26 protein-coding genes are annotated in these 26,035 nt (G+C 68.6%); 4 read left to right on the top strand and 22 right to left on the bottom strand.

Translation table 11 applies throughout. The features are described 5' to 3' along the window. Positions 1 to 247: 247 nt before the first annotated feature. The 8 genes from MMF96_RS05465 to MMF96_RS05430 form a co-directional block, all read right to left on the bottom strand. Positions 248 to 778, bottom strand: a complete 531-nt coding sequence (locus tag MMF96_RS05465) for a PadR family transcriptional regulator (RefSeq protein ID WP_256882809.1) — start codon at positions 776 to 778, stop codon at positions 248 to 250. Positions 779 to 787: 9 nt separating this feature from the next. Further along, positions 788 to 2,815, bottom strand: a complete 2,028-nt coding sequence (locus MMF96_RS05460) for an FAD-dependent oxidoreductase (RefSeq protein ID WP_256882808.1) — start codon at positions 2,813 to 2,815, stop codon at positions 788 to 790. A 60-nt stretch (positions 2,816 to 2,875) separates the two neighbouring features. Further along, positions 2,876 to 3,355: a DUF998 domain-containing protein gene (locus tag MMF96_RS05455; RefSeq protein ID WP_256882807.1), complete on the bottom strand. Its 480-nt coding sequence runs from the start codon at positions 3,353 to 3,355 to the stop codon at positions 2,876 to 2,878. Between the two features lie 46 nt (positions 3,356 to 3,401). Beyond that, the gene (locus MMF96_RS05450) at positions 3,402 to 4,298 is read right to left on the bottom strand and encodes a DUF4081 domain-containing GNAT family N-acetyltransferase (RefSeq protein ID WP_256882806.1); all 897 of its coding nucleotides are present in this window, start codon (positions 4,296 to 4,298) and stop codon (positions 3,402 to 3,404) included. Next, positions 4,252 to 5,415, bottom strand: a complete 1,164-nt coding sequence (gene ispG, locus MMF96_RS05445; RefSeq protein WP_176615672.1) for a flavodoxin-dependent (E)-4-hydroxy-3-methylbut-2-enyl-diphosphate synthase — start codon at positions 5,413 to 5,415, stop codon at positions 4,252 to 4,254. Before ispG ends, MMF96_RS05450 begins: the two co-directional genes overlap by 47 nt. Before the next feature lie 117 nt (positions 5,416 to 5,532). Then, positions 5,533 to 5,826: a YciI family protein gene (locus tag MMF96_RS05440; protein ID WP_176615671.1), complete on the bottom strand. Its 294-nt coding sequence runs from the start codon at positions 5,824 to 5,826 to the stop codon at positions 5,533 to 5,535. 10 nt (positions 5,827 to 5,836) lie between these two features. Beyond that, positions 5,837 to 6,253: a hypothetical protein gene (locus tag MMF96_RS05435; protein WP_176615670.1), complete on the bottom strand. Its 417-nt coding sequence runs from the start codon at positions 6,251 to 6,253 to the stop codon at positions 5,837 to 5,839. A gap of 97 nt (positions 6,254 to 6,350) precedes the next feature. Further along, positions 6,351 to 6,947 carry a helix-turn-helix domain-containing protein gene (locus MMF96_RS05430; RefSeq protein ID WP_176615669.1) on the bottom strand — a complete coding sequence of 199 codons (597 nt, stop codon included), beginning with the start codon at positions 6,945 to 6,947 and terminating at the stop codon, positions 6,351 to 6,353. A 179-nt stretch (positions 6,948 to 7,126) separates the two neighbouring features. Between MMF96_RS05430 and MMF96_RS05425 the strand changes: the two genes are divergently transcribed. After that, positions 7,127 to 8,434, top strand: a complete 1,308-nt coding sequence (locus tag MMF96_RS05425) for an alpha-hydroxy acid oxidase (protein ID WP_306295727.1) — start codon at positions 7,127 to 7,129, stop codon at positions 8,432 to 8,434. 45 nt (positions 8,435 to 8,479) lie between these two features. Here MMF96_RS05425 and MMF96_RS05420 read toward each other — a convergent pair whose 3' ends face one another. From MMF96_RS05420 to MMF96_RS05410, 3 genes are all read right to left on the bottom strand, one after another. Beyond that, positions 8,480 to 9,811: a site-2 protease family protein gene (locus MMF96_RS05420; RefSeq protein ID WP_256882821.1), complete on the bottom strand. Its 1,332-nt coding sequence runs from the start codon at positions 9,809 to 9,811 to the stop codon at positions 8,480 to 8,482. A 59-nt stretch (positions 9,812 to 9,870) separates the two neighbouring features. Beyond that, a complete protein-coding gene (dxr, locus tag MMF96_RS05415; RefSeq protein ID WP_256882805.1) occupies positions 9,871 to 11,109 on the bottom strand; it encodes a 1-deoxy-D-xylulose-5-phosphate reductoisomerase in 1,239 nt (412 codons plus the stop codon). Positions 11,110 to 11,272: 163 nt separating this feature from the next. Next, positions 11,273 to 11,761 carry a MarR family winged helix-turn-helix transcriptional regulator gene (locus tag MMF96_RS05410; RefSeq protein ID WP_256882804.1) on the bottom strand — a complete coding sequence of 163 codons (489 nt, stop codon included), beginning with the start codon at positions 11,759 to 11,761 and terminating at the stop codon, positions 11,273 to 11,275. A gap of 126 nt (positions 11,762 to 11,887) precedes the next feature. Between MMF96_RS05410 and MMF96_RS05405 the strand changes: the two genes are divergently transcribed. After that, on the top strand, positions 11,888 to 12,463 hold the full coding sequence (locus tag MMF96_RS05405) for an NADPH-dependent FMN reductase (protein WP_256882803.1): 576 nt from the start codon (positions 11,888 to 11,890) through the stop codon (positions 12,461 to 12,463). Between the two features lie 153 nt (positions 12,464 to 12,616). Here MMF96_RS05405 and MMF96_RS05400 read toward each other — a convergent pair whose 3' ends face one another. From MMF96_RS05400 to MMF96_RS05370, 7 genes are all read right to left on the bottom strand, one after another. Continuing rightward, complete coding sequence (locus tag MMF96_RS05400; RefSeq protein ID WP_256882802.1) at positions 12,617 to 13,414, bottom strand: CoA ester lyase; 798 nt, start codon at positions 13,412 to 13,414, stop codon at positions 12,617 to 12,619. A 37-nt stretch (positions 13,415 to 13,451) separates the two neighbouring features. Further along, positions 13,452 to 13,931, bottom strand: a complete 480-nt coding sequence (locus tag MMF96_RS05395; RefSeq protein ID WP_176615663.1) for a MaoC family dehydratase — start codon at positions 13,929 to 13,931, stop codon at positions 13,452 to 13,454. Next, the gene (locus MMF96_RS05390) at positions 13,928 to 14,581 is read right to left on the bottom strand and encodes a CoA transferase subunit B (protein ID WP_176615662.1); all 654 of its coding nucleotides are present in this window, start codon (positions 14,579 to 14,581) and stop codon (positions 13,928 to 13,930) included. Before MMF96_RS05390 ends, MMF96_RS05395 begins: the two co-directional genes overlap by 4 nt. Positions 14,582 to 14,583: 2 nt before the next feature. Then, complete coding sequence (locus MMF96_RS05385; RefSeq protein WP_256882801.1) at positions 14,584 to 15,402, bottom strand: CoA transferase subunit A; 819 nt, start codon at positions 15,400 to 15,402, stop codon at positions 14,584 to 14,586. Between the two features lie 73 nt (positions 15,403 to 15,475). Beyond that, positions 15,476 to 16,639 carry an acyl-CoA dehydrogenase family protein gene (locus MMF96_RS05380; RefSeq protein ID WP_256882800.1) on the bottom strand — a complete coding sequence of 388 codons (1,164 nt, stop codon included), beginning with the start codon at positions 16,637 to 16,639 and terminating at the stop codon, positions 15,476 to 15,478. Position 16,640: 1 nt separating this feature from the next. Continuing rightward, positions 16,641 to 18,755: a biotin carboxylase N-terminal domain-containing protein gene (locus MMF96_RS05375; RefSeq protein WP_256882799.1), complete on the bottom strand. Its 2,115-nt coding sequence runs from the start codon at positions 18,753 to 18,755 to the stop codon at positions 16,641 to 16,643. 7 nt (positions 18,756 to 18,762) lie between these two features. After that, complete coding sequence (locus MMF96_RS05370; RefSeq protein ID WP_176615658.1) at positions 18,763 to 20,370, bottom strand: carboxyl transferase domain-containing protein; 1,608 nt, start codon at positions 20,368 to 20,370, stop codon at positions 18,763 to 18,765. A gap of 136 nt (positions 20,371 to 20,506) precedes the next feature. Between MMF96_RS05370 and MMF96_RS05365 the strand changes: the two genes are divergently transcribed. Beyond that, complete coding sequence (locus MMF96_RS05365) at positions 20,507 to 21,109, top strand: TetR/AcrR family transcriptional regulator (protein WP_176615657.1); 603 nt, start codon at positions 20,507 to 20,509, stop codon at positions 21,107 to 21,109. 117 nt (positions 21,110 to 21,226) lie between these two features. Here the strand turns inward: MMF96_RS05365 and MMF96_RS05360 are convergent, their stop codons facing one another. The 4 genes from MMF96_RS05360 to pdhA form a co-directional block, all read right to left on the bottom strand. Then, entirely contained in the window at positions 21,227 to 21,595 is a 369-nt protein-coding gene (locus MMF96_RS05360; protein WP_176615656.1) for an SPW repeat protein, read from the bottom strand. A 132-nt stretch (positions 21,596 to 21,727) separates the two neighbouring features. Further along, positions 21,728 to 23,119: a dihydrolipoamide acetyltransferase family protein gene (locus MMF96_RS05355; RefSeq protein ID WP_176615655.1), complete on the bottom strand. Its 1,392-nt coding sequence runs from the start codon at positions 23,117 to 23,119 to the stop codon at positions 21,728 to 21,730. Between the two features lie 2 nt (positions 23,120 to 23,121). Continuing rightward, entirely contained in the window at positions 23,122 to 24,132 is a 1,011-nt protein-coding gene (locus MMF96_RS05350; protein WP_176615654.1) for an alpha-ketoacid dehydrogenase subunit beta, read from the bottom strand. Continuing rightward, entirely contained in the window at positions 24,129 to 25,289 is a 1,161-nt protein-coding gene (gene pdhA / locus MMF96_RS05345) for a pyruvate dehydrogenase (acetyl-transferring) E1 component subunit alpha (RefSeq protein WP_176615653.1), read from the bottom strand. The genes MMF96_RS05350 and pdhA overlap by 4 nt, the downstream gene beginning before the upstream one ends. A 208-nt stretch (positions 25,290 to 25,497) precedes the next feature. Between pdhA and MMF96_RS05340 the strand changes: the two genes are divergently transcribed. Further along, positions 25,498 to 25,968 (top strand): Lrp/AsnC family transcriptional regulator, encoded by a 471-nt coding sequence (locus MMF96_RS05340; protein ID WP_176615652.1) that lies wholly within the window; start codon positions 25,498 to 25,500, stop codon positions 25,966 to 25,968. Positions 25,969 to 26,035 lie beyond the last annotated feature (67 nt).

The raw sequence follows: 26,035 nt of genomic DNA, 5'->3' as shown, positions 1-26,035 counted from the left end.
CAACTCATCCGGATGGCCGCGGCCAAGACCTACTCCCAAACCCACCACGCAGCATGATGATTTGACGAGCACTTTAGCTGAGGCACGCGGGAAGCATTTCGCGAGCATCTTGACATGAGGCACCACGGTACCCGCGGCACCACGGAAACGCACGAATTTTCGACACCCACTGGCGCGGCGCAGCCGCCCACACGCTGGGTCGCAGTAGTTGCAGGATTCGGCCCCCGGAACAGGCCTTCCCCTGCAACTACTGCGACCCAGTTGCTAGGGTTTCCTCACACCAGCCCAGCCAGGACTCCTCGAAGGCGATGCCCGCCCTCAGCACCGCCCGCTGCAGGCCGCCGCCCCGGTCCAGGGGGACGCCGGGCGGAAAGTCGCGGGCCTCGATGGCCAGGTAGCGCTCCAGGGAGTCCCTGTGCAGCTGCCGGTGCCGGCGCATTTCCGCACCCACGTCCACCGTGCCCAGCACGGCCGCCGCCCGGAGCCGCACCAGCAGCGCATCGCGGATGGGCCGGGGATCGGCCGCCACGAGGGTCCAGCGTTCCAGCTCGGCGCGGCCGTGCGGGAGCACGTCAAAGTGCCGCTGGCTCCCGCGCGCCGTGGCAAGCCCGCGGGCCGCTATCAGCCCGTCGGCCTCCAGCTTCCCCAGCTCCCGGTAGATCTGCTGGTGCGTGGCCTGCCAGAAGTGGCCCAACGACTTGTCGAAACGCCGGGCCAGCTCGGCGCCCGTGCACGGCCGTTCCAGCAGCGAGGTCAGGATCGCGTGCGGCAGTGACATCCGGGCCCGCTAGATCCGCGCGGCGAGGCGGGTGCCCTGGTCGATGGCCCGCTTGGCGTCCAGTTCTACCGCCACGTCCGCTCCCCCGATGAGATGGACCGTGGCGCCCCCGGCTTCCAGCGCGCCCTGCAGTTCGCGCCGGGGTTCCTGGCCGGTGCACAGGATGACGTTGTCCACGGCGAGCACGGTGTCGGTGCCGTTGACGCTCAGGTGAAGTCCGGCGTCGTCAATTTTTTGGTATTCGACGCCGGGGACCATCTGGACGCCCCTGGCTCGCAGTTCGGTGCGGTGGATCCAGCCGGTGCTCTTGCCCAGGCCGGCGCCCACCTTGGCGGCCTTGCGCTGGAACAGGCCCACCCTGCGGTCCGGGCGGGGGCGTTCGGGTACGGCGATGCCGCCGGCTCCGGCGTAGTCGGGGTCGATCCCCCACTCGCGGTAGAACTTTTCCGGGACCAGGGTGGCGCTGGTGCCGGTGGCGGTGAGGTATTCGGCCGTGTCGAAGCCGATGCCGCCCGCCCCCAGGATGGCCACGTTGGTGCCCACGGGCTTCTTGTCGCGCAGCACGTCCAGGTAGCTGAGCACGCTGGGGTGGTCGACGCCGGCGATCTGCGGGATGCGCGGGAGCACGCCGGTGGAGAGGATGACTTCGTCAAAGTCTTCCTGCAGCAGGGCTTCCGCCGTGGCGTGCGTGTTGAGCCGCAGCTCGATGCCGCGCAGCTGGATCTGGCGGCTGAAGTAGCGGATGGTCTCGTGGAACTCCTCCTTGCCAGGGATCTGCTTGGCGATGTTGAACTGCCCGCCGATCTCCCCGGCGGCCTCGAACAGCACCACCTGGTGCCCGCGTTCGGCCGCCGTGACGGCAAAGGCGAGCCCCGCCGGCCCCGCCCCGACCACCGCCAGCCGCTTGGGCGCGCCGGCGGCCTCGATCACCAGCTCCGTTTCGTGGCCGGCGCGCGGGTTGACCAGGCAGGAGGCGCTCCTGCCGGTGAAGGTGTGGTCCAGGCAGGCCTGGTTGCAGGCGATGCAGCTGTTGATCTCGTTGCCGCGGCCGCCTTCCGCCTTGCGGACAAAGAAGGGGTCCGCCAGGAAGGGGCGGGCCATGGAGACCATGTCCGCATGGCCGTCCGCCAGCAGGCCCTCGGCCACCTCCGGGGTGTTGATCCGGTTGGTGGTGATCAGCGGAATGCCCACCTGGCCCATGAGTTTCTTCGTGACCCAGGCGAAGCCCGCCCGCGGCACGGAGGTGGCAATGGTGGGGATGCGGGCCTCGTGCCAGCCGATCCCGGTGTTGATGAGCGTGGCGCCGGCCCGCTCGACCGCCCGTGCCAGTTGGATGACCTCCGCCAGCGTGGAGCCGCCCTCCACGAGGTCCAGCATGGACAGCCGGTAAATGATGATGAAATCCTCCCCGACGCGTTCGCGGGTGCGGCGGACAATCTCCACCGGGAAGCGCATCCGGTTTTCGTAGCTGCCGCCCCACTTGTCCGTCCGGTGGTTGGTGCGTTGGGCGATGAATTCGTTGATGAGGTAGCCCTCGGAGCCCATGATTTCCACGCCGTCGTAGCCCGCGCCCTGGGCGAGCTTGGCCGCGGTGGCAAAGTCCTCGATGGTCTGCTCCACCTCATCCTCGCTGAGCGGGTGGGGTGTCAGCGGGCTGATGGGCGCCGGCACCGGGCTGGGCGCCACCAGGCCCGGGTGTGTGGAGTAACGGCCAAAGTGGAGCAGCTGCAGGGCAATCCTGCCGCCTTCGGCATGGACTGCCGCCGTCACCAGCTTGTGGCTTTCGGCCTCCTCTGGCGTGCTGAGCTTGGCGCCGCCCTCCATGGGACGGCCGGCGTCGTTGGGGGAAATACCCCCGGTGACCATCAGCGCCACACCCCCGCGCGCCCGTTCCGCGTAGAACGCGGCCATCCGGGCGAAGCCGCCGGGGACCTCCTCGAGTCCGAGGTGCATGGAACCCATCAGCACCCGGTTGGGCAGCGTGGTGAAGCCCAGGTCCAGCGGCGTGAAGAGATGTGGGTAGGGACCAGCAGGCATGGATGCCCTCCTTTGCGCAACAAGTTGCATAATCGTAGCGCACAATGCCGGGGGCCGCAGTCAGGGTCCACGCGTGGCGGCCCGGGCGGCCAGCACCAGCCAGAGCAGCACGAGCAGGAGGAAGACGCGCTCCACGAGTCCGCCCGCCTCGGCCCGCTGGGCCGGAACCAGCAGGATCAGCGCCACCACTGCGGCCCAGGCCGCCGGCAGCGCGCCCGGAAACGGTGCCGCACGGGAGAGCGCCAAGATGCCGGCGGCCGCACAGACGAAGGCCACCAGGGCCAGCCCGGCAGTTCCCCCGGCGGAGCGGGGCATGCCCCTGCGCAGGGCGAGGAGGGCGCAGCCCGTCAGCAGGCCGCGCAGGATGAAGTTGGCATCCATGACCCACCCGAACGGGCCCACGCCGAGGTCGCTTTTAGCCTGCCGGATCGGGTCGTAGTGCGGCGGCAGGGCCTGTGCGATGACATCCATGATGAGGTAAGCGACGGCTCCGGCCAGCGTCAGCCGCGCCCACGTCCGGGCAGGCGCGTCCCGGCGCATCGCATTCCGTCCGGCGGCCGTCGTGTTCCCGTCCCTGGGTCCGTGGCTAGAACAGCACCGTGGCGAAGGTGCCGACCTGCTCGAAACCGACTTTTTCATACACGGCCCGGGCGCGGTGGTTGAAGTCATTGACGTACAGGCTGGTCACCGGCGCCAGCCGCTGGGCATACTGCACGACGGCGGCCATGTACCCGGCGCCCAACCCCAGGCCGCGGTAGCGCGGGTTCATCCAGACGCCCTGTACCTGGGTGACGCTGGCGGTGACGGCGCCGAGGTCTGCCTTGAAAACCACTTCCCCGCCGGGTTCGCAGTGGCTAAAGGAATGGCCGTGGTCGATCAGCCAGGCCACGCGCCGGCGGTAATTTTCCTCCCCGCCCAGGAACGGCGAGTAGCCCACTTCTTCCTCAAACATCGCCGCGGCCGCGGCCAGCACCTCGTCGAAGCGGCCGCTTGTGCTGTGTGCCAGGGCCGGGTTGGGCTCCAGCCGCGGGGCCCCTTCGAGGACCAGCAGCGGCTGGTCGGCGCGGACGGCCTGGGCATTGACGCCGGCGGCGGAGAGGGCCTCCATGATGCCCAGGACAGCCACGGACGGGCCAAAGATGGAGGCGTGCGGCTGCCAGTGGGTGGCAATCCAACGGCCAAAGTGCACGGCATGGCCGGCCTCGACGCCAATGGGGACCACATTGGAACCCACCCAGCAGGCGGCAGCCAGCGCCCCGCCGTCGGGGTCAAAAAAGCCCAGGATCACGGCACCGCGCTGCGCGGGCACGGCGCTGCCACCCGTGGAGAGCAACGAATCGATAAAAACGTTGGCCACGGGGTCGCGCGCCACGAGTGCCCGGAGTGCGGCAGTGTCCTCGTGGACCAGGACGCGCACGGGGTCCCGGCCGGCGCCTCTAGGAGACGCTAACCACGGGACCACCCGGGAGCGGATTGTCGGCATCGGACTCCATCTCATCGGCAATTCTCATGGCTTCTTCAATCAAGGTTTCCACAATCTGGTCCTCGGGCACCGTCTTGATGACCTTGCCCTTGACGAAGATCTGGCCCTTGCCGTTGCCCGAGGCCACGCCTAGGTCGGCCTCGCGTGCCTCGCCCGGGCCGTTGACAACGCACCCCATGACGGCCACGCGCAGCGGCACTTCCATGCCTTCCAGGCCGGCGGTGACCTCCTCGGCCAGCTTGTACACGTCCACCTGGGCGCGGCCGCAGGACGGGCAGGAGACAATTTCCAGCTTGCGCGGGCGCAGGTTCAGCGACTGCAGGATCTGGTTGCCAACCTTGATTTCCTCCACCGGCGGGGCGGAAAGGGACACGCGGATGGTGTCGCCGATGCCCTTGGAGAGCAGGGCACCGAAGGCGACGGCGGACTTGATGGTGCCCTGGAATGCGGGCCCCGCCTCGGTGACCCCCAGGTGCAGCGGCCAGTCGCCCCTCTCGGCGAGCATCTCATAGGCGGCAACCATGACCACCGGGTCGTTGTGCTTGACGGAGATCTTGAAGTCCTGGAAGCCGTGCTCCTCAAAGAGGGAGGCCTCCCAGACGGCGGACTCGACGAGCGCCTCCGGGGTGGCCTTGCCGTACTTCTTCATGATGGAGGGCTCCAGCGAACCGGCGTTGACGCCGATGCGGATGGAGGTGCCGTGGTCCTTGGCGGCCTGGGCGATTTCCTTGACCTGGTCGTCGAACTTGCGGATGTTGCCGGGATTCACGCGGACGGCGGCACAGCCGGCCTCAATGGCGGCGAAGACGTACTTGGGTTGGAAATGGATGTCCGCGATGACCGGGATCTGCGATTTCTTGGCGATGATGGGCAGCGCCTCGGCATCGTCCTGGGACGGGCAGGCGACGCGCACAATGTCACAGCCGGCGGCGGTGAGCTCGGCAATCTGCTGCAGCGTGGCGTTGATGTCCGTGGTCTTGGTGGTGGTCATGGACTGCACGCTGACGGGGAAATCCGAGCCGACGCCAACGGAGCCGACCCGGATCTGCCGGGTTTTACGGCGGGGGGCCAGGACTGGTGGTGGCAATGGCGGCATTCCGAGGCTGACCGAGGTCAAAATATGCTCCTTGAAGTTTTTCAGCCGATGCGACCGCGGCGCCTGGTTTCAGGCCCCGCGAAAAGGTTCACGCATCTTCTGTTCTAAATTGTAGGCGTGTTGGCGCCGGCGCAGCGCCTACGGCAAATACTCGCTCAGCTGGCCGATGACCGGCTTCCACTCGGAGACCTTCAGGCCCGTGACGCCGCCGCCGGCGCTCATGGGGTCCTGCTTGAGGATTTCGTGGAGGCTGGGTTCATCGGCGGCATTGAAGATCAGCAGCGCGCCGGCGCCGTCGGCGTACGGCCCTGAGGCCAGCACCACTTCCGCCTCGGCCTGCGCCGCCAGCCATTCGCGGTGCTTGGGGCGGTGCTCCGTGCGGGCCTCCTCGGCTTCGGGGCCATAAATGTACTCAACAGCAAAGATCGTCATGCTTTCCACCTTATAGCAGGAGGACTTTGGCGACGGTGGCCACCGCTGCGGCCCACAGCATGGATGCCAGCGTTCCGATGATGAACCGCTCGCTGGCCGCCGGTGCCTGCTTCAGTTCCGGATACCGGCCCAGGCCCTTGATGGCGACCACGTAGGCGATGGCCACAGGCTGGCCCGCCAGGATGGCCAGCACGACGGCGGCCCGCTCCAACACGCCGATCAACAGCCCCCCTCGCAGGACCCCTGCGCCGCGGGCCTCGGGCTCGCCGTCGGGGGCAGCCCCGGCGTCGTGACGGCCGGCCGGGATTTCACGGGCATCGGCCGAACGCACGGTGCGCGACGAGGCCAACCGCAGGATGCCAGCGGTCACCGGCCAGCCGCCCACGGCGGCCAGCACCACGGTGAGTGCAATCCACAAAAATGTCATCCGTCCTCCTCCTAGCCTCCCAGCGTAGCCAGCCGGACCGACAATGCCGGGCGGGCATGCCGGGGAAACGGCAGGGTGTTTGGCGGCCGCAGCCGGGTCAGGTGTCGGAGTGGGCCAGCAGCAGTTCGGCGGCGGCACGCCCGCCCTGCTCTTCCTGCCAGCCGGAGCGCAGGATGGCCTTGCTGACTGCCTGGGGGCTGATGCCGACCGCCCGCGCCACATCAATCTGGCGGCGGTTTTCGGGCCGGCCGAGCGCGTCCAGGACCCGCCATTCGGCACCCGTGCGCCGTCGGACCAGCCCGCCCACGAGCACCAGGACGGCCTCGGCGGCCGCGGCGTGGCCGCCCGCCGCAGCCGGCTGGACGGCCAGCGGCACGCGTTCCCCCGTCTTCTTGGCCCTGTCCACGGCCTGCCGTGCCAGCACAAAGGCGGCACCGGAGCCGGCGCGCGGGCTGTCCGGCAACGGTACGTCCACGGCGCCGATTCCAATGCCCACGTACCACTGCCCGGTGCGCAGGGCCCGCAGGGCGGCATCCACCACGGAGCGGGGATCCTCAAGCACGCCCTGGATCTCATCGCCCACGGTGCGTTCAAAGGGCAGGACCACGGGAATGTCCCGGAGTGCGGCCAAGGCCTCTGGCACCAGGTCGGTCCCCTTCCGGCTGCCGCGCTGGTCGATCGTCATGACAAACATTACTAAATCGTAATCGGTTGATTTGAAGTAATCAACCAATTTTAGGTGAAACGTGTCGTCTCCCTGGCGGGCGGGCAACGCGGGACGCCGCCGACGCGCGATTCCCGGGGAGCGTGCGGCCGTCGGGTATCCTGCGGTTGGACCACACCTTCCCCAAGGTCCCTATCGTGGAGGATGCAATGCAGCACACCAGCAATCACGGGAACACGCCAGGAGGCGCCGCACGGCAGGGGGCGGCAGTTCCGCCTCCCACCACCCTTCCGGCCGCACTCAGGCGCCGCTTCCCGAAGTACTCGGACCTGGCGCCCCTCATGCAGTTCAAGAAACCGGAATTCAGCAACGCGGCGAGGCTCCGCCGCGCCAGCACCATATGGGATCTTCGGGACATGGCCAAAAGGCGCACCCCGCAGGCGCCGTTTGACTACACGGACGGCGCCGCCGAAGCGGAAATCACGCTGCGGTGGGCCCGCCAGGCCTTCCAGGACATCGAATTCCGTCCCGGGATCCTGCGTGACGTGTCGAACATTGACCTGCATACCAGCATTCTGGGCCGGGAATCGAGCCTCCCTGTGGGGATTGCGCCGACGGGGTTTACCCGGATGATGCAATCCGAGGGCGAGTATGCCGGTTCCCGGGCGGCGCAGGCCGCCGGAATCCCCTTCACGCTCTCCACCATGGGCACGGCGTCCATCGAAGACGTGGCCGGCGCAGCACCGCACGGTCGCAACTGGTTCCAGCTCTACCTGTGGACCGACCGCGACCGTTCCATGGAGCTGATTGAACGTGCGGCCGCGGCCGGCAGCGACACGCTGATGGTCACCGTGGACACCGCCGTCGCGGGGGCACGTCTCCGCGACGTCCGCAACGGCATGACCATCCCGCCCGCACTGACCCTCAAGACGGTGCTGGATGCGTCCTACCGCCCCGCCTGGTGGTTTAATTTCCTCACCCACGAGCCGCTCGTGTTTGCCTCGCTCTCGCGCTACACCGGGACGGTTGCGGAGCTGATCAACTCCATGTTTGACCCCACCTTGACGTTTGCGGACCTTGATTGGCTGCGCGAAACCTGGAAGGGCAGGCTGGTGGTCAAGGGCATCCAAACCGTGGCGGACGCACGCAAGGTGGTGGACCACGGGGCGGACGGCATCGTCCTCTCCAACCACGGCGGCCGCCAGCTGGACCGGGCACCGATTCCCCTCCGCCTGCTGCCGGAGGTCAAGGCCGCTCTTGCGGCAGACAGGAGCGATGCCGCCGTCATCCTGGACACCGGCATCATGAGCGGGGCGGACATCGTCGCCGGGCTGGCCTTGGGGGCGGACTTCACCTTGGTTGGCCGCGCCTACCTCTACGGCCTCATGGCCGGCGGCCGGGCGGGCGTGGACAGGGCCTTGGAGATCCTGGCGACGGACATGCGCCGCACCATGGCGCTGCTGGGCGTCAGCTCGGTCGCCGGGCTGACCCCGGACCACGTCCACCTCCCCGGCTAGTGGAAGGCCGCCCTGTCCGGGCAGGCTTCCGCGCCAGTGCATGCTTCAGCCGAACAGGTTCACCGGCTTGACGATGTCCGCGTAGATCAGCAGCGCCCCCATGACCAGCAGCAGCCCCGCGGCAACATACGTCACGGGCAGCATCCGGGCAATGTCGAACGCGCCGGGATCCTTCTTCCGCAAGGCCTTCGCTATGGTCCGCCGGGCACCCTCATACAGCGCCCCCAGGACGTGCCCGCCGTCGAGCGGCAGCAGCGGGATCAGGTTGAAGACAAACAAGGCCAGGTTCACGCCGGCCATCAGGCCCACCAGCGTGCCAACCCGGGCGCTGAGCGGGACCTGCTGCATGGAAGCCACCTCGCCGGCCGCGCGGCCCACGCCCACCACGGACATGGGGCCGTTGGGGTCCCGGGGCTGGGAGCTGAACGCGGCCTGGGCCACCCCCACCAGCTTTTGCGGCAGGTGGAAGACGACGCCGCCAATCTGGGCGACGTTGTTCCCGACCGCCGGCAGCACGGCGGCGGCGGATTCGGGCACAAGTACGGAAGTGGGCCCCATGCCGATGAATCCGGCCTCCACCGTGACGGCCCTGCCGCCGGCGTCGACCTTGGCGTTGCCGTTGGCATCCAGAACGGGCCGGGCGGTGCGCACGGGCGTGACGGTGGTGGTGATGGTCCTGTCACCGCGCTGGTAGGACATTTCCACCGTCTTGCCCGCGTCGGCCCGGATCCATTCCGTCAGGGCAGCCCAGTCGGTGACCACCCTGCCGTCAAAGGTCTTGATCGTGTCGCCGGGCAGCAGGCCGGCGGCGGCGGCCGGCGTCTTGGTGCACTTGGCCATGTCGGTCGGTTCGGGTGCACCATAGGCGACCTGGCAGGCGCTGACCTGGGACAGCGTGGTGGTGGGCTGGGGCGAGCCAAAGCCCATGAGCAGCACGCCGGTCAGGACGATGCCGATCAGCAGGTTCATGGTGGGCCCGCCGAGCATGATGACGATTTTTTTCCACACGGGCAGGGCGTAGAACACGCGGTTTTTGTCCTCCGGCCCCACCTCCTCGTGGGCCATGCTGCGGGCCTCGGTGGCCATGGTCTGGAACATGCCGGTGCTGGAAGGGCGGACGCTGCCGTCCACCGGATTGGGCGGGTACATGCCGATCATGGCCACATAACCGCCGGCCGGGATGGCCTTGAAGCCGTACTCGGTCTCGCCCTTCTTCCGTGACCAGAGGGTGGGGCCAAAACCGATCATGTAGCGGGTCACGCGGACATTGAAGAGCTTGGCGGGCAGCAGGTGTCCCACCTCGTGCAGCGCGATGGAGACCACCACGCCGATTGCGACGAAGAGCACGCCGCCAATGAATAGCAATACGGTCACAATGAACTTCCTGGCTTTGGTCCTACGGGCATGTCATCCGGCCTGCTGCCGGCAAGCACTGTTCAGCCCCTTCCGTCCGCTGTCCCGGCACCCTTGGCGCCCAGCAGCCCGTTGGTGCGCCGCCTGGCCCACTCTTCAGCTTCCAGCACGGACTCGAGCGTCAGCTCCGAAACGGGTGCATGTTCGCTGAGAACTTGCGCAATGGTGTCCACGATATCCAGGAATCCTATCCGTCCGGCGTGGAACGCGTGCACGGCCTCCTCGTTGGCCGCGTTGTAGACGGCTGGGCAGGTGCTCCCCCGCCGCGCAGCCTCCTTGGCCAGCTCGACGGCGGGAAACGCCGCGTTGTCCAGCGGTTCGAACGTCCAGGTGGCAGCCTTCGTCCAGTCGCACGGCTGCGCGGCGCCCGGGACGCGGTCCGGCCAGCCAAGGCCCAGGGCGATCGGCAGGCGCATGTCCGGCGGCGACGCCTGGGCAATCGTGGAGCCGTCCGTGAACTGGACCATGGAATGGACCACCGACTGCGGATGCACCACGGCGTCAATGCGGTCCAGCGGCACGTCAAAGAGCAGGTGCGCCTCGATGACCTCCAGGCCCTTGTTGACCAGCGTCGCCGAGTTGGTGGTGACCATGGGGCCCATGTCCCAGGTGGGGTGCCTGAGCGCCTGTTCCGGCGTGACGTCCGCCAGCTCGGCCCGGGACCGCCCTCGGAACGGCCCGCCCGAGGCGGTGACCACGAGCCTGTCCACTTCCCCGGGCGTCCCGGAACGCAGCGCCTGGGCGAGGGCTGAATGCTCGGAATCCACCGGCACCAGCTGGCCGGGCGAGGCTGCATCCTTGACCAGCCGCCCGCCCACGATGAGCGATTCCTTGTTGGCCAGCGCCAGGATGGCCTGCGTGCCCAGCGCCGCCAGCGTGGGGGCAAGGCCGATGGACCCGGTGATGCCGTTCAGGACCACGTCCGCGGCGTCCGGCCCGCCGGCACCCCAGGCCGCGATGGTGGTGGAGGCACCGGGGCCGGCCACGATCTCGGGGGCATAGCCCGCCGCCCCGGCCGCAGCGGCATGGGAGGTGATCAGCGCACGGAGGGGGCCGGCGTCGTCCGCGGCAATGCCGACGGCCAGGGCGCGCGTCCGGACGGCCTGCGCGGCCAGCAGTTCCAGGTTCCCGCCGCCGGCGCTGAGCGCGGTCACCGTGAAGCGCGGCGTGCCATCCGGCAGTGCAGCCTGTTCGACGACGTCCAGGGCCTGGGTGCCGATGGAACCGGTGGAACCGAGGATGATCACTTTTCGCTGCTGCATGCTTCCAGTATTCCCCACATGCCCCCTGGCCTCGTACCTCGGCCGGGGCCCCTCGCAGGCGTGGCCCCACCCACCGCTTGCCCTGGCCTCGTACCTCGGCCGGGGCCCCTCGCAGACGTGGCCCCACCCACCGCTCGCCCTGGCCTCGTACCCGGCCTGTCGGCTACCAGAGGCCCTTGTCCACCGCGGCGGCACGGATTTTTTGCAGCGAGGCCCGCAGCTGCGCGAGCTCGGCGGGGGCCAGGGGGTCGAAGACGGTTTCGCGGACCAGGCCCACGTGGCCCGACGCGGCAGCACGGACGGCAGCCCACCCGGTCTCCGTCAGGGAAATTTCCTGCCCGCGGCCGTCGGCACTTGCCGCGCAGCGCACCACCAGCCCCTTGGACTCCATGCGGCGCAGCAGGTGGGACACGCGTGACTTTTCCCATGACAGGATCGCGGCCAGGTCACCGGAACGCACACCTTCCGCCGGCGCCTCGGAAATGGCTGCCAGCACCGCGTATTCGCCGCCGGAGACGTCGGAGTCGCGGCTGAGCTGGCGGTCGATGACCCGGGGCATGCCGGAAAGGAACTCGCGCAGCTCCAGCCACAGGTGCTGCTCCTCGGTGCTTAGCCAGCGGGTTCCGCCCGCCGCGCCTCCCTGCCCCGTCATGACCTACCCCACATTTCGCCTAATTAGTTGACACGTCAAGTATCGCAGTGCAGGATGGAAACATCAAGTTTTAGTTGACACGTCACCTACCCGGGTGGCGGACCTCGATTTCAAGGAGCACCGCACATGTCCAAGATCGCCATCGTCACCGGATCCACCCGCCCCGGACGCAACAACATCGGCGTGGCCCAGTGGGTCCTGGCCCAGGCCCAGGAGCGCGGCGACGCCGACTACGAAATCGTGGACATTGCCGATTTCAACCTCCCCATCCTGGACGAGGCCTACCCCGCCGGCTACCAGAACTACCAGAACGACCACACCAAGGCCTGGGCCGCCAAGATTGCCGAATTTGACGGCTACGTCTTCATCGCCGGCGAATACAACCACTCGGTCCAGCCGGCGCTGGCCAACGCCCTCTCCTACCTGAACGTCGAGTTCAACAACAAGGCTGCCGGCATCGTCGGCTACGGCTCGGCCTTTGGCACCCGCGCCGCCGAGCACCTGCGCGGCATCCTGTCCGAGCTGCAGGTGGCCCACGTGCAGAAGACCGGCATGTTCTCGCTGTTCGCCGACTTTGAGAACTTCTCCACCTTCAAGCCCACCGAGCAGCAGGCCGCCTCGCTGGCCCCCATGCTCGACCAGCTGGTCCCGTGGACCCACGCCATGAAGAGCGTGCGCGAAGAGTCCCTCGCCGCCGTCTAGCCCAACCAAAAAGTACGACGCCCACAAACGCTCCCGCACGAATGGCATCAAATCCGAAAACGCTTCCGCACCGCAGTGCGGGAGCGTCACCGGAAAACGCCCCGTTTGCAACCGGGCGTTGGGCAAAACACCCCCGATTGCAACCGGGCGTTGTTAGAGGGTGGCGCGGCGGAGGGTTTGCCTGGCGTGCAGCAGGATGGGGCCGTCCACCATCTTGCCGTTGAAGGCAAACACGCCTGTGCCGGCAGCTTCCGCCGCGGCCAGGAGTTCCCGGGCCGCCGCAACGTCCGCATCGGTGGGCCGGTAGGCGGCACGGACCACCGGCACCTGGCCGGGGTGGATGCAGGCCTTGGCACCGAAGCCGCTGGCCACGGCGTCCTCGGCCTCCGCGCCCAGCCCGGCCAGGTCGGGGATGTCCGCATAGATGGAGTCGACCGCCACCTTGCCGGCGGCCCCGGCGGCCAGCAGCAGCTGCGAGCGCGCCTGCATTGCCACGGCCCGGTAGCGGCCGTCGGCGAAGCGGCTGGACGTGCCGCCCAGGGAGGCCACGAGGTCCTCCGCCCCCCACATGAGGGCGACAACGTTGGGCAGCCTGGCCAGCTCGGGCGCGGCCATAATGCCTGCCGCCGTCTCGCACAGGGCCACGACGTGGAAGCCGGCGAGCGCGGCCACGGCGTCCGGGTCCTCGGCCTTGGCGACCATGACGGTGCGGTAGCGGGTGCAGGCCAGCGCGGCGAGGTCCAGTCCGCTCTCGGGTGTGCCCAGCGCGTTGATGCGCACCATGGTGGCATCCGGCTCCAGCGGGGTGTCCACGAGGTGCCCGCGGGCCGCTGCCTTGGCCCCGGGTGCCACGGCGTCTTCCAGGTCCAGGATGACGGCGTCCGAACGGTCCGCCGCCTTGGCGTAGCGTTCGGGCCGGTCGGCCGGGGCAAACAGGAGTGCCGGGCCCATCGTGAAGGCTGCGTGCGGTTGGCTGATGGTGTGCTCCTTAATCGGTGGGCTTGAGCCAGAACAGTGCGGTGCGGCTGGCCCTGCCCACCACAACGCCATCCTGGTTGCGGCCGGTGTGGGCCATCGTCACGATGCCCTGGCCCGGGCGTGAGGACGAGAGCCGTTTTTCGGTCACCACAGTTTCCGTGTACAGGGTGTCGCCGTGGAACAGCGGGTGGGGGAAGGAAATCCCGTCCATGCCCAGCTGCGCCACGATGGTGCCCTGGGTCAGCTGCGCCACGGACTGCCCCACCATGGTGGCCAGGGTGAACATGGAATTCATGAGGCGCTGCCCAAACGGCTGCGTGGCGCTCCAGGCAGCGTCAAGGTGCAGCGACTGCGTGTTCATGGTCATGGTGGTGAACAGGACGTTGTCCGTCTCGGTCATGGTGCGCCCCGGCCGGTGTTCATAGACGACGCCGGGCTCCAGCTCCTCGTAGTAGAGCCCCCTCTGGGTGACCACGGGTCCGCCGCTCATACGTTGTCCAGGTCGTGCATCTCAAGGTTCAGCGGGGCGCCGGTGGCGGCCACGATCTCCTCCACGGTGACGCCGGGTGCCAGTTCCTTCAGGACCAGCCCGTCCGGGGTCACCTCGATGACGGCCAGGTCGGTGACGATCAGGTCCACGCAGCCCCTGCCCGTCAGCGGGAGGGTGCAGTTTTGCAGGATCTTCGGGTTCCCGGCCTTGTCCGTGTGCTCCATCATGATGATCAGCTTCTTGGCGCCGAACACCAGGTCCATGGCGCCGCCCATGCCCTTGACCATTTTCCCGGGGATCATCCAGTTGGCGAGGTCGCCGTTTTGGGCCACCTGCATGGCACCGAGCACGGCCACGTCCACGTGGCCGCCGCGCACCATGCCAAAGGACAGGGCCGAGTCAAAGAACGCCGCGCCCTTGTTGACGGTGACGGTTTCCTTGCCGGCGTTGATCAGGTCCGGGTCCACGTCCGCATCCACCGGGTACGGGCCGGTGCCGAGGATCCCGTTTTCCGAGTGAAGCACCACCTCCACCCCGTCCGGGATGAAGTTGGGGATCAGGGTGGGCATGCCGATGCCGAGGTTCACATACTGTCCGTTGTGCAGTTCCCGCGCCACCCGGGCGGCCAGTTCGTTGCGTGTCAGTGCCATGGTCATGCCTCCTTCGCCTGGGTGTCGGCAACCTGGGTCTCGACAGGTCCGGCCGGCGGATCCGGCTGCACCGTGCGCTTTTCGATGCGCTTTTCGCTGCCCGGGGAGCCGGCCGGAACGTGGACCACGCGCTGGACAAAGATGCCGGGGACGTGGACCTGCCCGGGGTCCAGTTCACCGGGTTCCACCAGTTCCTCCACCTCGGCGATCGTGATCTTTCCGGCCATGGCGCATAGCGGGTTGAAGTTCATGGCGGTCGCGTGGAAGACCAGGTTGCCGTGGCGGTCGCCCTTGAGGGCGTGGACCAGGGCAAAGTCGGGGGTCAGGGACTCCTCCAGCACAAAGTCGGCGCCCCCAAAGGTGCGCACCTCCTTGGGTTCGGAGGCAATCGCCACTCCCCCGGCGCCGTCGTACTTCCGGGGCAGGCCGCCCTCGGAGACCTGGGTGCCCACCCCGGCTGCCGTGTAAAACGCCGGGATCCCGGCGCCTCCCGCGCGCAGCTTCTCGGCCAGGGTGCCCTGCGGGGTCAGCTCCACCTCAAGCTCACCGGCCAGGAACTGGCGGGCAAATTCCTTGTTCTCCCCCACATAGGAGGAGATGGTGCGCCGGATGCGCCCGTCGCTGAGCAGCACGCCGAGCCCCCAGTCGTCCACGCCGCAGTTGTTGGAGATGGTTTCCAGCTCCGAGGTGCCGGCGTCGTGCACGGCCTGGATCAGGGCCACCGGAATGCCGCACAGACCAAAGCCGCCGACGGCCAGTGACGCGCCGTGGTGGATGTCATGGACGGCGGCGGCAGCGGATGCAACCACTTTGTTGATCATCGCAAGTACCTTTCATTCTTCGTCGGTCCCGGCCTGAGCCGTGGCGGGTGCCGGACCGGCACCTTGTTCCGGGCTACAGGCCGAGGTCGCGGGCTATGAGCATGAGCTGGACTTCAGTGGTTCCCTCCCCCATCTCCAGGATCTTTGAATCGCGGTAGTGGCGGGCCACGGTGAACTCGTTGATGAAGCCGTAGCCGCCAAACACCTGTGTTGCGTCGCGGGCGTTGTCCATGGCCGCCTCGCTTGCGACCATCTTAGCGATGGCCGCCTCCGTCTTGAACGGCTTGCCGGCCAGCATGCGGGCCGCGGCGTCGTAATAGGCGAGCCGGGCGGTGTGCGCACGGGTCTGCATGCGGGCAATCTTGAAGGAGATGCCCTGGTAGCGGCCGATGTTGTGGCCGAAGGCCGTGCGTTCCTTGGCGTACCTGACCGCCTCGTCCACGCAGCCCTGTGCCGCGCCCGTCGCCAGTGCGGCGATGGCGATGCGGCCCTCATCCAGGATGGAGAGGAAGTTGGCGTAGCCGCGGCCGCGCACGCCGATCAGGTTCTCCTCCGGCACGTGGACGTCCGCAAGGGTCAGCGGGTGGGTGTCGGAGGCGTTCCAGCCCACCTTGTTGTACGGCCTTTCCACCGTGAAGCCGGGCGTGCCGTTGGGCACCACGATGGTGGAGATCTCCTTCTTGACGGAGCCGTCCTTGCGTTCGGAGGTGCCGGTCACGGCGGTCATCGTGACGAACCTGGTGATGTCCGTGCCGGAGTTGGTGATGAACTGCTTGTGGCCGTCCAGGATCCACTCGCCGCCCTCCAGCCTCGCCCGGGTGGTGGTGCCCCCGGCGTCCGATCCGGCGTCGGGCTCGGTCAGGCCAAAGCCGGCCAGCGCCTCCCCGGAGGCCAGGACCGGCAGCCACTGCTGCTTTTGCGCCTCGGTGCCGAAGCGGTGGATGGGCATGGCGCCGAGTGAGACGCCGGCCTCCAGCGTGATGGCGACCGACTGGTCCACCCGGCCCAGCTGCTCCAAGGCCAGGGACAGGGCGAAGTAGTCCCCTCCCATGCCGCCGTACTCCTCCGGGAACGGCAGCCCGAAGAGCCCCATCCCGCCCATCTGCCTGACCAGCTCGTACGGGAAGCTGTGTTCCTCGTCGTGCCGGGCGGACACGGGGGCCACCACATTGTCGGCAAAGTCCCGGACGGTGTCGCTCAAGTCCTGGTAGTCGTCGCTGAGTTCAAAATTGGGCACGTCATTCCCCTTCGGGTGTTGCTGTTTGGATGGTGGCGACCACTTGGTCCGCCTTGACGAGGCTGCCGACGCCGACGCTGATGTGCGCGATCCCGGCCACGGCGGCGGTGAGCTGGTGTTCCATTTTCATGGCCTCCACGGCGAGCAGCACGGTGCCGGCCTCGACGGGCTCCCCGGTGGAGACGTTGACGGAGGTGACGGTGCCGGGCATGGGGCTGCGGACCTCGGGACTGGCCGCCTGGTCCTCCTGCTCGATCCCGGCGAGCATCCGTGCCGTGGCTTCCCCGCGGCTGAGGACGGGCACGCGGGCGCTCCACCCGCCGCTGCCCAGGACCACGGCGCCGTCCTGGAACACGGCCTGGTAGTGCCGCCGCTCCCCGTCCCAGGGCAGTTCCAGCCTGCCCTCCTGTGCGTGGGCCAGCCCGGCCCGGTGCCCGGGCCCGTCGTCCCCGCCCGGCCCGGTGACGTGTACGACGCCGGACCCTTCCGTGCCGCTGACCGTCACGACGCCGGTGCGGCCCGGCCCGGCGCAGGCGACCCGCCATGGTGCAGGGTCCCCCAGCCGCCAGCCGTCGGTGCGGCCCCAGGGGCTGCCCGCGGCCACCCCGGGCCCCGGCCCGCCGGACCCGAGGCCCCGCCCGACGCCCCGGCTCCGCGACCAGAGGGCGGCTGCGGCGTAGTCGGCGGCACCAAGGGTGCGGAACTCCATGGCGGGCAGCTTGCGTTCGATCAGGTTGGTGTCGAGCCGGCCGGCCTGCACGTCGGGATCAGCCAGGAGCAGGCGCAGGTATTCGATGTTGGTGGGCACGCCCAGCACCACGTAGTCGCCCAGGGCCGCGTCCAGCCGGGCCAGGGCTTGCTCCCGGCCGGCGCCGGCCGCAATGACCTTGGCCAGCATCGGGTCGTAGTTCGCGGAAATTTCCAGGCCCGGCAAAAGCGAGCTGTCCACGCGGACGCCGTCGCGCCCGGCGATGGATTCATCCAGCAACGCCACGGTGCCGGCCGAGGGCAGGAAGCCCTGCGCCGGGTTTTCGGCATAGACCCGCGCCTCCACGGCATGGCCGAGAAGTTCGACGTCGGACTGGGCCACGGTGAGCTTTTCCCCCGCCGCGATGCGCAGCTGCCATTCGACCAGGTCCAGCGGCTGCCCGTTGGCACGCACCACCATTTCCGTCACGGGGTGTTCCACCTGCAGGCGGGTGTTCATCTCCATGAAGAAGAACTCGTCCGGGTTGTCATTGGAGACCAGGAACTCCACGGTGCCGGCGCCGGTGTAGTCCACGCTGGCGGCAGCCGCGCACGCCGCGGCGCCGATGCGTTCGCGGACGGCTGCGCCGTCGGGCAGGGAGTCCAGCAGCGGCGAGGGCGCCTCCTCGATGACTTTTTGGTGGCGGCGCTGCAGCGAGCATTCGCGTTCGCCCAGGTGGATGACGTTGCCGAAGCCGTCGCCGAGGACCTGCACCTCGATGTGCCGGGGCGTGGAGACGAGCCGTTCCAGGAACAGGGTGTCGTCGCCGAAGGAGCCGGCGGCCACGCGCCGGGCCGTGGCCAGGGTGGCGGGCAGTTCCGCCGGCGCCCACACGGCGTGCATGCCCTTGCCGCCGCCGCCGGCGGAGGGCTTGATGAGGACGGGAAAGCCGATGCCCGCGGCCGCTGCGATGAGGTCCGCGTCCGTGAGGCCGGGCTCGGAGATGCCGGGAACCACGGGCACCCCGGCGGCGGCCACATGGTTTTTGGAGCGGATCTTGTCCCCCATGACGTCCAGGGCCTTGATGTTGGGTCCGATGAACGTGATGCCGGCGTCCGCGAGGGCCCGGGCAAAGGCGACGTTCTCGGACAGGAAGCCGTAGCCGGGGTGGACGGCCTGCGCGCCGGACGCGCGGCAGGCGGCCAGCACGGCGTCGATGTTCAGGTAGCTTTCGGACGCGGCCGCCGGGCCCAGGCAGACGGCGGTGTCGGCCTCGCGCACGTGGCGGGCCCCGGCGTCGGCCTCGGAATAGACGGCCACCGAACGCAGGCCCAGGGTGCGCAGCGTGCGGATGACGCGGCAGGCGATTTCACCGCGGTTGGCCACCAGGACGGTGGAGAACTTCGAACTGTCAAAGGGACTGGTCATGCGTGGCTCACATTCTAAAGAGGCCGAAGGAGGTGTCCGGCAACGGGGTCCGGGCGCAGACGTCCAGGGCCAGGCCCAGCACGGTGCGCGTGTCCGCCGGGTCGATGACGCCGTCGTCCCAGAGCCGGGCGGTGGAGTAGTACGGGCTGCCCTGGTCCTCGTACTGGGCCTTGATGGGCGCCTTGAACGCTTCCTCGTCCGCGGCGGACCACTCCTCGCCGCGGCGTTCGTGCGCGTCCCGCTTGACCGTGGCGAGCACGGCGGACGCCTGGTTGCCGCCCATGACGGAGATCCGCGCGGCCGGCCACATCCACAGGAAGCGCGGCGAGTAGGCCCGCCCGCACATGGAGTAGTTGCCGGCGCCGAACGAGCCGCCCACGATCACCGTCAGCTTGGGCACGCGGGCGGTGGCGACGGCCGTGACCATCTTGGCGCCGTGCTTGGCGATGCCGCCCTGTTCGTAGTCCTTGCCCACCATGAAGCCGTTGAGGTTTTGCAGGAAAATGAGCGGGATGCCGCGCTGGTCGCACAGTTCGATGAAGTGCGCGCCCTTCAGGGCCGATTCACTGAACAGCACGCCGTTGTTCGCCACGAGGCCCACCGGATGGCCGTGCAGCCGGGCGAACCCGGTGACCAGCGTGGTGCCGTAGTTTTTCTTGAATTCGTGGAAGCGGCTGCCGTCCACGATCCGGGCGATGACCTCGCGGATGTCATACGGGGTGTTCAGGTCCGTGGGGACGGCGCCGTAGAGTTCGCCCGGGTCGACGGCGGGCGCCTCCGGCGGCTGCAGGTCCCACGCCGGTGCGGGGTTGGGCGGCAGCGTGGCGACGATGTCGCGCACCATGGCCAGGGCGTGTTCGTCGTTTTCGGCCAGGTGGTCCACCACGCCGGAGATGCGCGCGTGGACGTCGCCGCCGCCGAGTTCCTCCGCCGTGACAATTTCCCCGATGGCGGCCTTCACCAGCGGCGGGCCGCCCAGGAAGATGGTGCCTTGGTTGCGCACGATCACCGTCTCGTCGCTCATGGCCGGCACGTAGGCGCCGCCGGCCGTGCAGGAGCCCATGACGGCGGCGATCTGCGGGATCTTCCGGGCGGACATCTGCGCCTGGTTGAAGAAGATCCGGCCAAAGTGCTCGCGGTCCGGGAACACCTCATCCTGCCGGGGCAGGAACGCGCCGCCGGAATCCACCAGGTAGATGCACGGCAGCTTGTTTTCCAGGGCGATCTCCTGCGCGCGCAGGTGCTTCTTGACCGTCATCGGGTAGTAGGTGCCGCCCTTGACGGTGGCGTCGTTGGAAACCACCATGACGTGGCGGCCCGCCACCAGGCCGATGCCGGCGATGACCCCGGCGCCCGGGGATGCGCCGTCGTACATCCCGTTGGCCGCCAGGGGCGAGATTTCCAGGAAGGGGCTGCCGTCGTCAAGCAGCCGGTCCACCCGGTCGCGGGGCAGCAGCTTCCCGCGGGCCAGGTGGCGTTCCCGGGATTTCGCCGGCCCGCCCAGTGCCGTGGTGCGCAGCCGTTCGCGCAGTTCGGCGGCCAGTTCGCGCTGGGCACTGCCGTTGCGTTCAAAGGCGTCGGCGCCCGGTTCGACGCGGCTTTGCAAAGTCTCCATTGACCAAAAATCCGTTCCCCGTCCGGGGCACCGCAGGGGCGCCCTACCTCGTCCGGAATCCACGTGCTAAGTTAATGGTTATTAACTGAGTTTCAGGTTAGTCGGAGAATTCCGTGAAGTCCAGCACAAGGAAAACATGAGCGAGTCCCCAGCCACCACCCGCAGGCAGGCCAAGGCCAACCGCCGCACCGTGCTCCTTGATTCCGCCGCCGCGCTTTTTGCCCGCCGCGGCTTCAACGGCGTGTCCATCGAGGACCTCGGCGCGGCCGCCGGTGTGAGCGGACCGGCCGTGTACCGCCATTTCAGCGGCAAGCAGGCCCTGCTCGGGGCGCTGCTGGTGGGGGTCAGCGAGGACCTGCTGGCCGGCGGGCGGACCGTCCTGGCGGCCGGGCACGGTGACGGCGCCGCCCTCCGCGGGCTCATCGCCTTCCACGTGGACTTTGCCCTGTCCCAGCCCGATGTCATCCGCGTCCAGGACCGGGACTTTGACAGCCTCAGCGCCGGCGACCAGCGCCAGGTGCGCACCCTGCAGCGGGCCTACGTGGAACTTTGGGTGGAGGTGCTGGGCCGGCTGTACCCTGACCGGGCAGCCGACATGCGGCGCCTGCAGGCCCATGCCGTGTTCGGCCTGATCAACTCCACCCCGCACAGTGTCCGGCTGTCCGGGCGGCGCCCCGGCGTCCCCGCCGCCCGGGCGGTGCTGGAGGCCATGGCGTGGAGCGGGCTGGCCGGGGCCTGAGCCGGCCGGCCCGCGTTTCCCGTGCAAGCGGCCCGGGCACGCCGTGCCTGCGCAAGCGGCCCGGGCACCCAGAAGGCGCCGGGGGTTCCGGCGCCTTCTGGCTTGGCACTAATGGAATTAATGGGCCGGCAGGCCGTGGTCATGCCCAACGGTGTGTTGGCGCATGCTTGGTTGTATTGCGAGCGCGCCAACGATCAGGGCCACGCCGCCTGTAATCCAGGACGTCCATGCCGCTCCCATGTGGCCGGAGTACCCGCCGATCCAGGGAGAAATGAACAGCAAGGCGGCAATCACCATTCGAACCCATTCGCCTACCGGTGTACCGGGGCTCATGAGGTTCCAGACGCCTGCCAGGATCAGCAGTACGCCGAAGCCGATCATCAGGACCATGGAACTGCCCTGCTGCGTCGTCCAGATTGTTGACAACGCGGCGTAAAGGCCTGCAATCACGGCAACATAGTCTTGCCAGCGGTTCCACTTCTTCATCGATACCAACCTCCTTAGGTTTCCCTTCAGTTGGCTCCCAAAGTGGGGGTCACTACACATAATACGTCTGCTGCTGCGGCTATTCCAGAGGCCCAAGATTGCAGAAAAGCCGCAGTTTTCAGCACGGGCGGCTCAGCACAGGGCCAGCGCCATGGCGGGATCGGACATGACGGCACCCACGTCGGCCAGGAAACGCGAGCCCTGTTCCCCGTCCACCAGCCGGTGGTCGAAGGAAAGGCTCAGCGTCATGACCTGCCGCAGCGCAACGGTCCCCTGGTATTCCCAGGGCGTGTTCCGCACGGCGCCCAGCGCCAGGATCCCGGCCTCGCCCGGGTTCAGGATGGGTGTGCCGGCGTCAATGCCGAAAACGCCGATGTTGGTGATGGAGAATGTGCCGCCGGCCAGGTCCGCCGGCTGTGTCTTCCCGGCGCGGGCGGTGGCGGCCAGTTCCCCGAGCGCCGCGGCCAGCCCGTGCAGGCCCAGCTGCTGTGCGTCCTTGATGTTGGGCACCACCAGTCCCCTGGGTGTTGCTGCGGCAATGCCGAGGTTGACATAGTTCTTGGTGACTATCTCATTCGCGGCGCCGTCCCAGTGCGAGTTCAGCGACGGCTGCCGCGCAATCCCCAGGCACACGGCCCGGGCCGCCAGCGTCAGCGGCGTGAGCTTGACGTCCGCGAACTCCCGTGCCGCCCGCAGTTTCGCCAGGAACTCCATGCCGGCGGTGACATCAACCGTCAGGAATTCCGTCACGTGGGGTGCCGTGAACGCACTTTGGACCATGGCGGCCGCCGTGAACTTCCGCACGCCCTTGATGGGGGTGCGCACCTCGCGGGACGTGTCCGTCCGGTCCCGGGCTGCCGCAGTTCCCGTGGTCGACGCCGGTGCTTCCGCGGCGCCCTCGGCGCCCTTTTCCTGTCCCCCGGCAAAGGTGACGACGTCCTGGCGGGTGATCAGCCCGTGGTCCCCGGAGCCAGTCAGCGCGGCCAGGTCGATCCCCATGTCGCGGGCCAGCTTTCGCACGGGAGGCGTGGACCGGGGGCGGTCCGCCTGCACGCGCGCCTGGGCGTCGGCCACTGCCACGGCGGGCGCGCCGGCCGGGGCTGCGGCCGGAACCCCGGTGGGCGCTGCGGCGGGCGCTGCGGCTCCGGCCGGGGCAAATTGCCGGGTCCGCCGCACGGGACGCTTCGAGGATTCGGGTTCGGCGCCGTAGCCCACCAGGGTCGGCACGCGCTTGGCGGGCGCCTCGTCGGCCGGCTGGTCCGCGGCGGGTGCATCCTGCCCCTGGCCGGGCACCTCAAAGGCGATGATGACCTCCCCCACCTCCACGGTGGTCCCGGGCTCGTGCGTGATGGCGGTGACCGTCCCGGCGTAGGGCGAGGGAAGTTCCACGACGGCCTTGGCGGTCTCCACTTCGCCGATGACCTGGTTCAGTTCCACCCTGTCACCCACCGCCACATGCCAGCTGACGATCTCCGATTCCGTGAGGCCTTCGCCCAGGTCCGGCAGCCTGAATTCGGTAATCATGGTCATCCTTCCAGCCCCGAAAGGGAGTTGGGGCGCCCCAGGGCGCGGTCAACGCCGTCGAGCATGCGGTCAAGGTCGGGCAGGTGGTGCTTTTCCAGCTTGGACGGCGGGTAGGGGATGTCGAAGCCCGTGACGCGCACGGGGGCGGCCTCCAGATAGTTGAAGCACCGCTCGGTGATGCCGGCGGCCACCTCGGCGCCCAGGCCCAGGGTCTCCGACGCCTCATGGGTGATCACGACGCGGCCGGTGCGGCGCACGGATTCCTCAATGGGGCCGTAGTCCAGGGGCGAGAGCGAACGCAGGTCGACCACCTCAAGGGAGATGCCGTCGTCGGCCGCTGCCTTGGCCGCGTCGAGGGCGGTGGCGACGAGGGGGCCGTAGGTCACCAGGGTCACGTCGGTTCCGGCGTGCACCACGCGGGAGGCGCCCATGGCGGGGGCGCGGGTGAGGTCCGCGTCCAGGTCCACCTCGCCCTTGGCGTGGTAGCGGCGCTTGGGTTCAAAGAACATCACCGGGTCATCGCACGCGATGGCCTGGCGCAGAAGGGTGTAGGCGTCCTGCGGGTTGGAGGCGCTGATGACGCGCAGCCCGGAGGTGTGCACAAAGTAGGCTTCCGGCGATTCGGAGTGGTGTTCCGGGGATCCGATGCCTCCGCCAAACGGGACCCGGATCGTCAGCGGCATGCGGACCTGCCCGTGCGTGCGCATGTGGAGCTTGGCAACCTGGGAGACAATCTGGTCAAAGCCCGGGTAGATGAAGCCGTCGAACTGGATCTCACAGACGGGCCGGAAGCCGCGGTAGGCCAGGCCCACGGCGGTGCCGATGATGGCGGATTCGGCCAGGGGCGTGTCAATGACCCGGTGTGAACCGAAGTCTTTCATCAGCCCGTCGGTCACACGGAACACCCCGCCCAGGGTGCCGATGTCCTCGCCCATCAGGACCACCTTGGGGTCGTCCTCCATGGCCTTGCGCAGGCCGGCGTTGATGGCCTGTGTCAGTGTCAGCCTGCTCATGACCGGCTCCCTTCCAGGGTGGTGCCATCCGTGGGTGCGAAACCGGCCAGGTAGCGTTCGTAGTGGTCGCGCTGGCGGTCCAGGATGGCGTGTTCGGTGGTGTAGACGTTGTCGAAGACGCTCAGCGGAGCCGGGTCGGGCAGGTTGATGGTGCCTTCGCGTAGTTCCGCGGCCACGGCGTCGGCGCGCCGTGCCACCGCGGCCTCGGCGTCGTCGTCGAGCTTCCCGCGGCCCTGCAGCAGGGCCTTGACCCTGGCGATGGGGTCCTTGGCGCCCCATTCCTCCAGTTCGGTGACGCCCCGGTAGCGGGTGGGGTCGTCCGCCGTCGTATGGGCCCCCATGCGGTAGGTCACGGCCTCGATGAAGCTGGGCCCGCCGCCGCTGCGGGCCCGGGCGGCGGCCCAGCGGGTGGCAGCCAGGACCGCGAGGACGTCGTTGCCGTCCACGCGCAGGCTGGGGATCCCGTAGCCCGGGGCCCGGCCGGCGATGGGCACGTGGGCCTGCAGGCCGACCGGTTCGGAGATGGCCCAGTGGTTGTTCTGGCAGAAGAAGATGACCGGTGCCTGGAAGCTGGCGGCGAAGACCATGGACTCATGGACGTCGCCCTGGCTGGTGGCGCCGTCGCCCAGGTAGGCGATGGAGAGGGTTTCCTTGCCGTCGAGGACCAGGCCCATGGCGTATCCGGTGGCGTGGAGCGTCTGGGATCCGATGATGATTTGCGGGGTGGCCATGTTGAACTTGTAGGGGTCCCAGCCGGTGTTGGCGCTGCCCCGCCACGTGCTCATGATCCCGGCCAAATCCGCGCCGCGGAGGTAGGCCACGCCGTTTTCGCGGTAGGTGGGGAAAATGAAGTCGTCCCCGCCCAGGGCCCGGAGCGAGCCGACCTGGGAGGCTTCCTGCCCCAGCATGGGCGGCCACAGGGCCAGCTGGCCTTGGCGCTGGAGGGCTGTCGCCTCGACGTCGATGCGACGGATGGCCACCATGTCCGAGTAAAGCCGGACAAGCTGGGCGTCGTCGACGTCGGCCACAAAGGGGTCCAGTTCCCCGTCGGCAACGCTGGTGCCGTCTGCGGCAATGAGTTGGTGGATCCCGGTTTGCGGTGATGCACCGGAGTTGGCTGATGCTTCCAGCACGGCAGTTCGCCTCCTTAGCTTCATGCCGGGGCGGGGCCCTGGCATCGGGCCGGCGCATCTTGTGGATGCAGGCCCCCAGGCCGCGTGCAAGGGTTTGTTGCGCACGGCAGGGCGCGTCATTGCAACCCTTAGTTGTGACACTACTCACAGCATGCAGCTGGCGCAATGTCCCTTGGATAAATTGAACATTCTGCCCTATATGGTGCGCCTTGACCGTGCTAATCTGCGCACTATGCATACCTTGGATGACACCGACGCCCGCATTCTCCTGGCCCTCGTGGAGGACCCGCGGCAGACCGTGGTGGCGCTGGCCCAGCAGCTGGGGCTTTCACGCAATACGGTGCAGGCGAGAATGGCGTCGCTGGAGAAGCGCAAGGCGTTCCTGGGCTTTGACCACCGCATCAGCGCGGCCACCCTGGGCTACCCCCTGACGGCGTTCATCTCCATCCACGTCCAGCAGCAAAAACTGGCTGAACTGGCCGCGTCGCTGGCCGGCATCCCGGAGGTGGTGGAGGCACACGGGCTCAGCGGCCGCGCCGACATCCTGGCGCGCGTGGTCTCCACCGGAGCCGAGGACCTGTTCCGCATCAACGGGAAGATCCTCGCCTGTGACGGGGTGGAGCGCACGGAAACCTCGCTGGCCATGAATGAGCTGGTCCCGTTCCGCCTCGGGCCGCTGCTGGAGCGGGTCGTGGACAAGTAGAGCGGCCGGCCGCCGACCACTTCCGTTATGCGCCGGACCCGCCGTGGGTTGCGCGCATAAGCTCCGG

The organism is Arthrobacter sp. STN4, from assembly GCF_024539665.1.
Lineage (GTDB): Bacteria > Actinomycetota > Actinomycetes > Actinomycetales > Micrococcaceae > Specibacter.
Note: the sequence above shows the minus strand (reverse complement) of the source record. Positions and strands in the feature narration are given on the sequence as shown.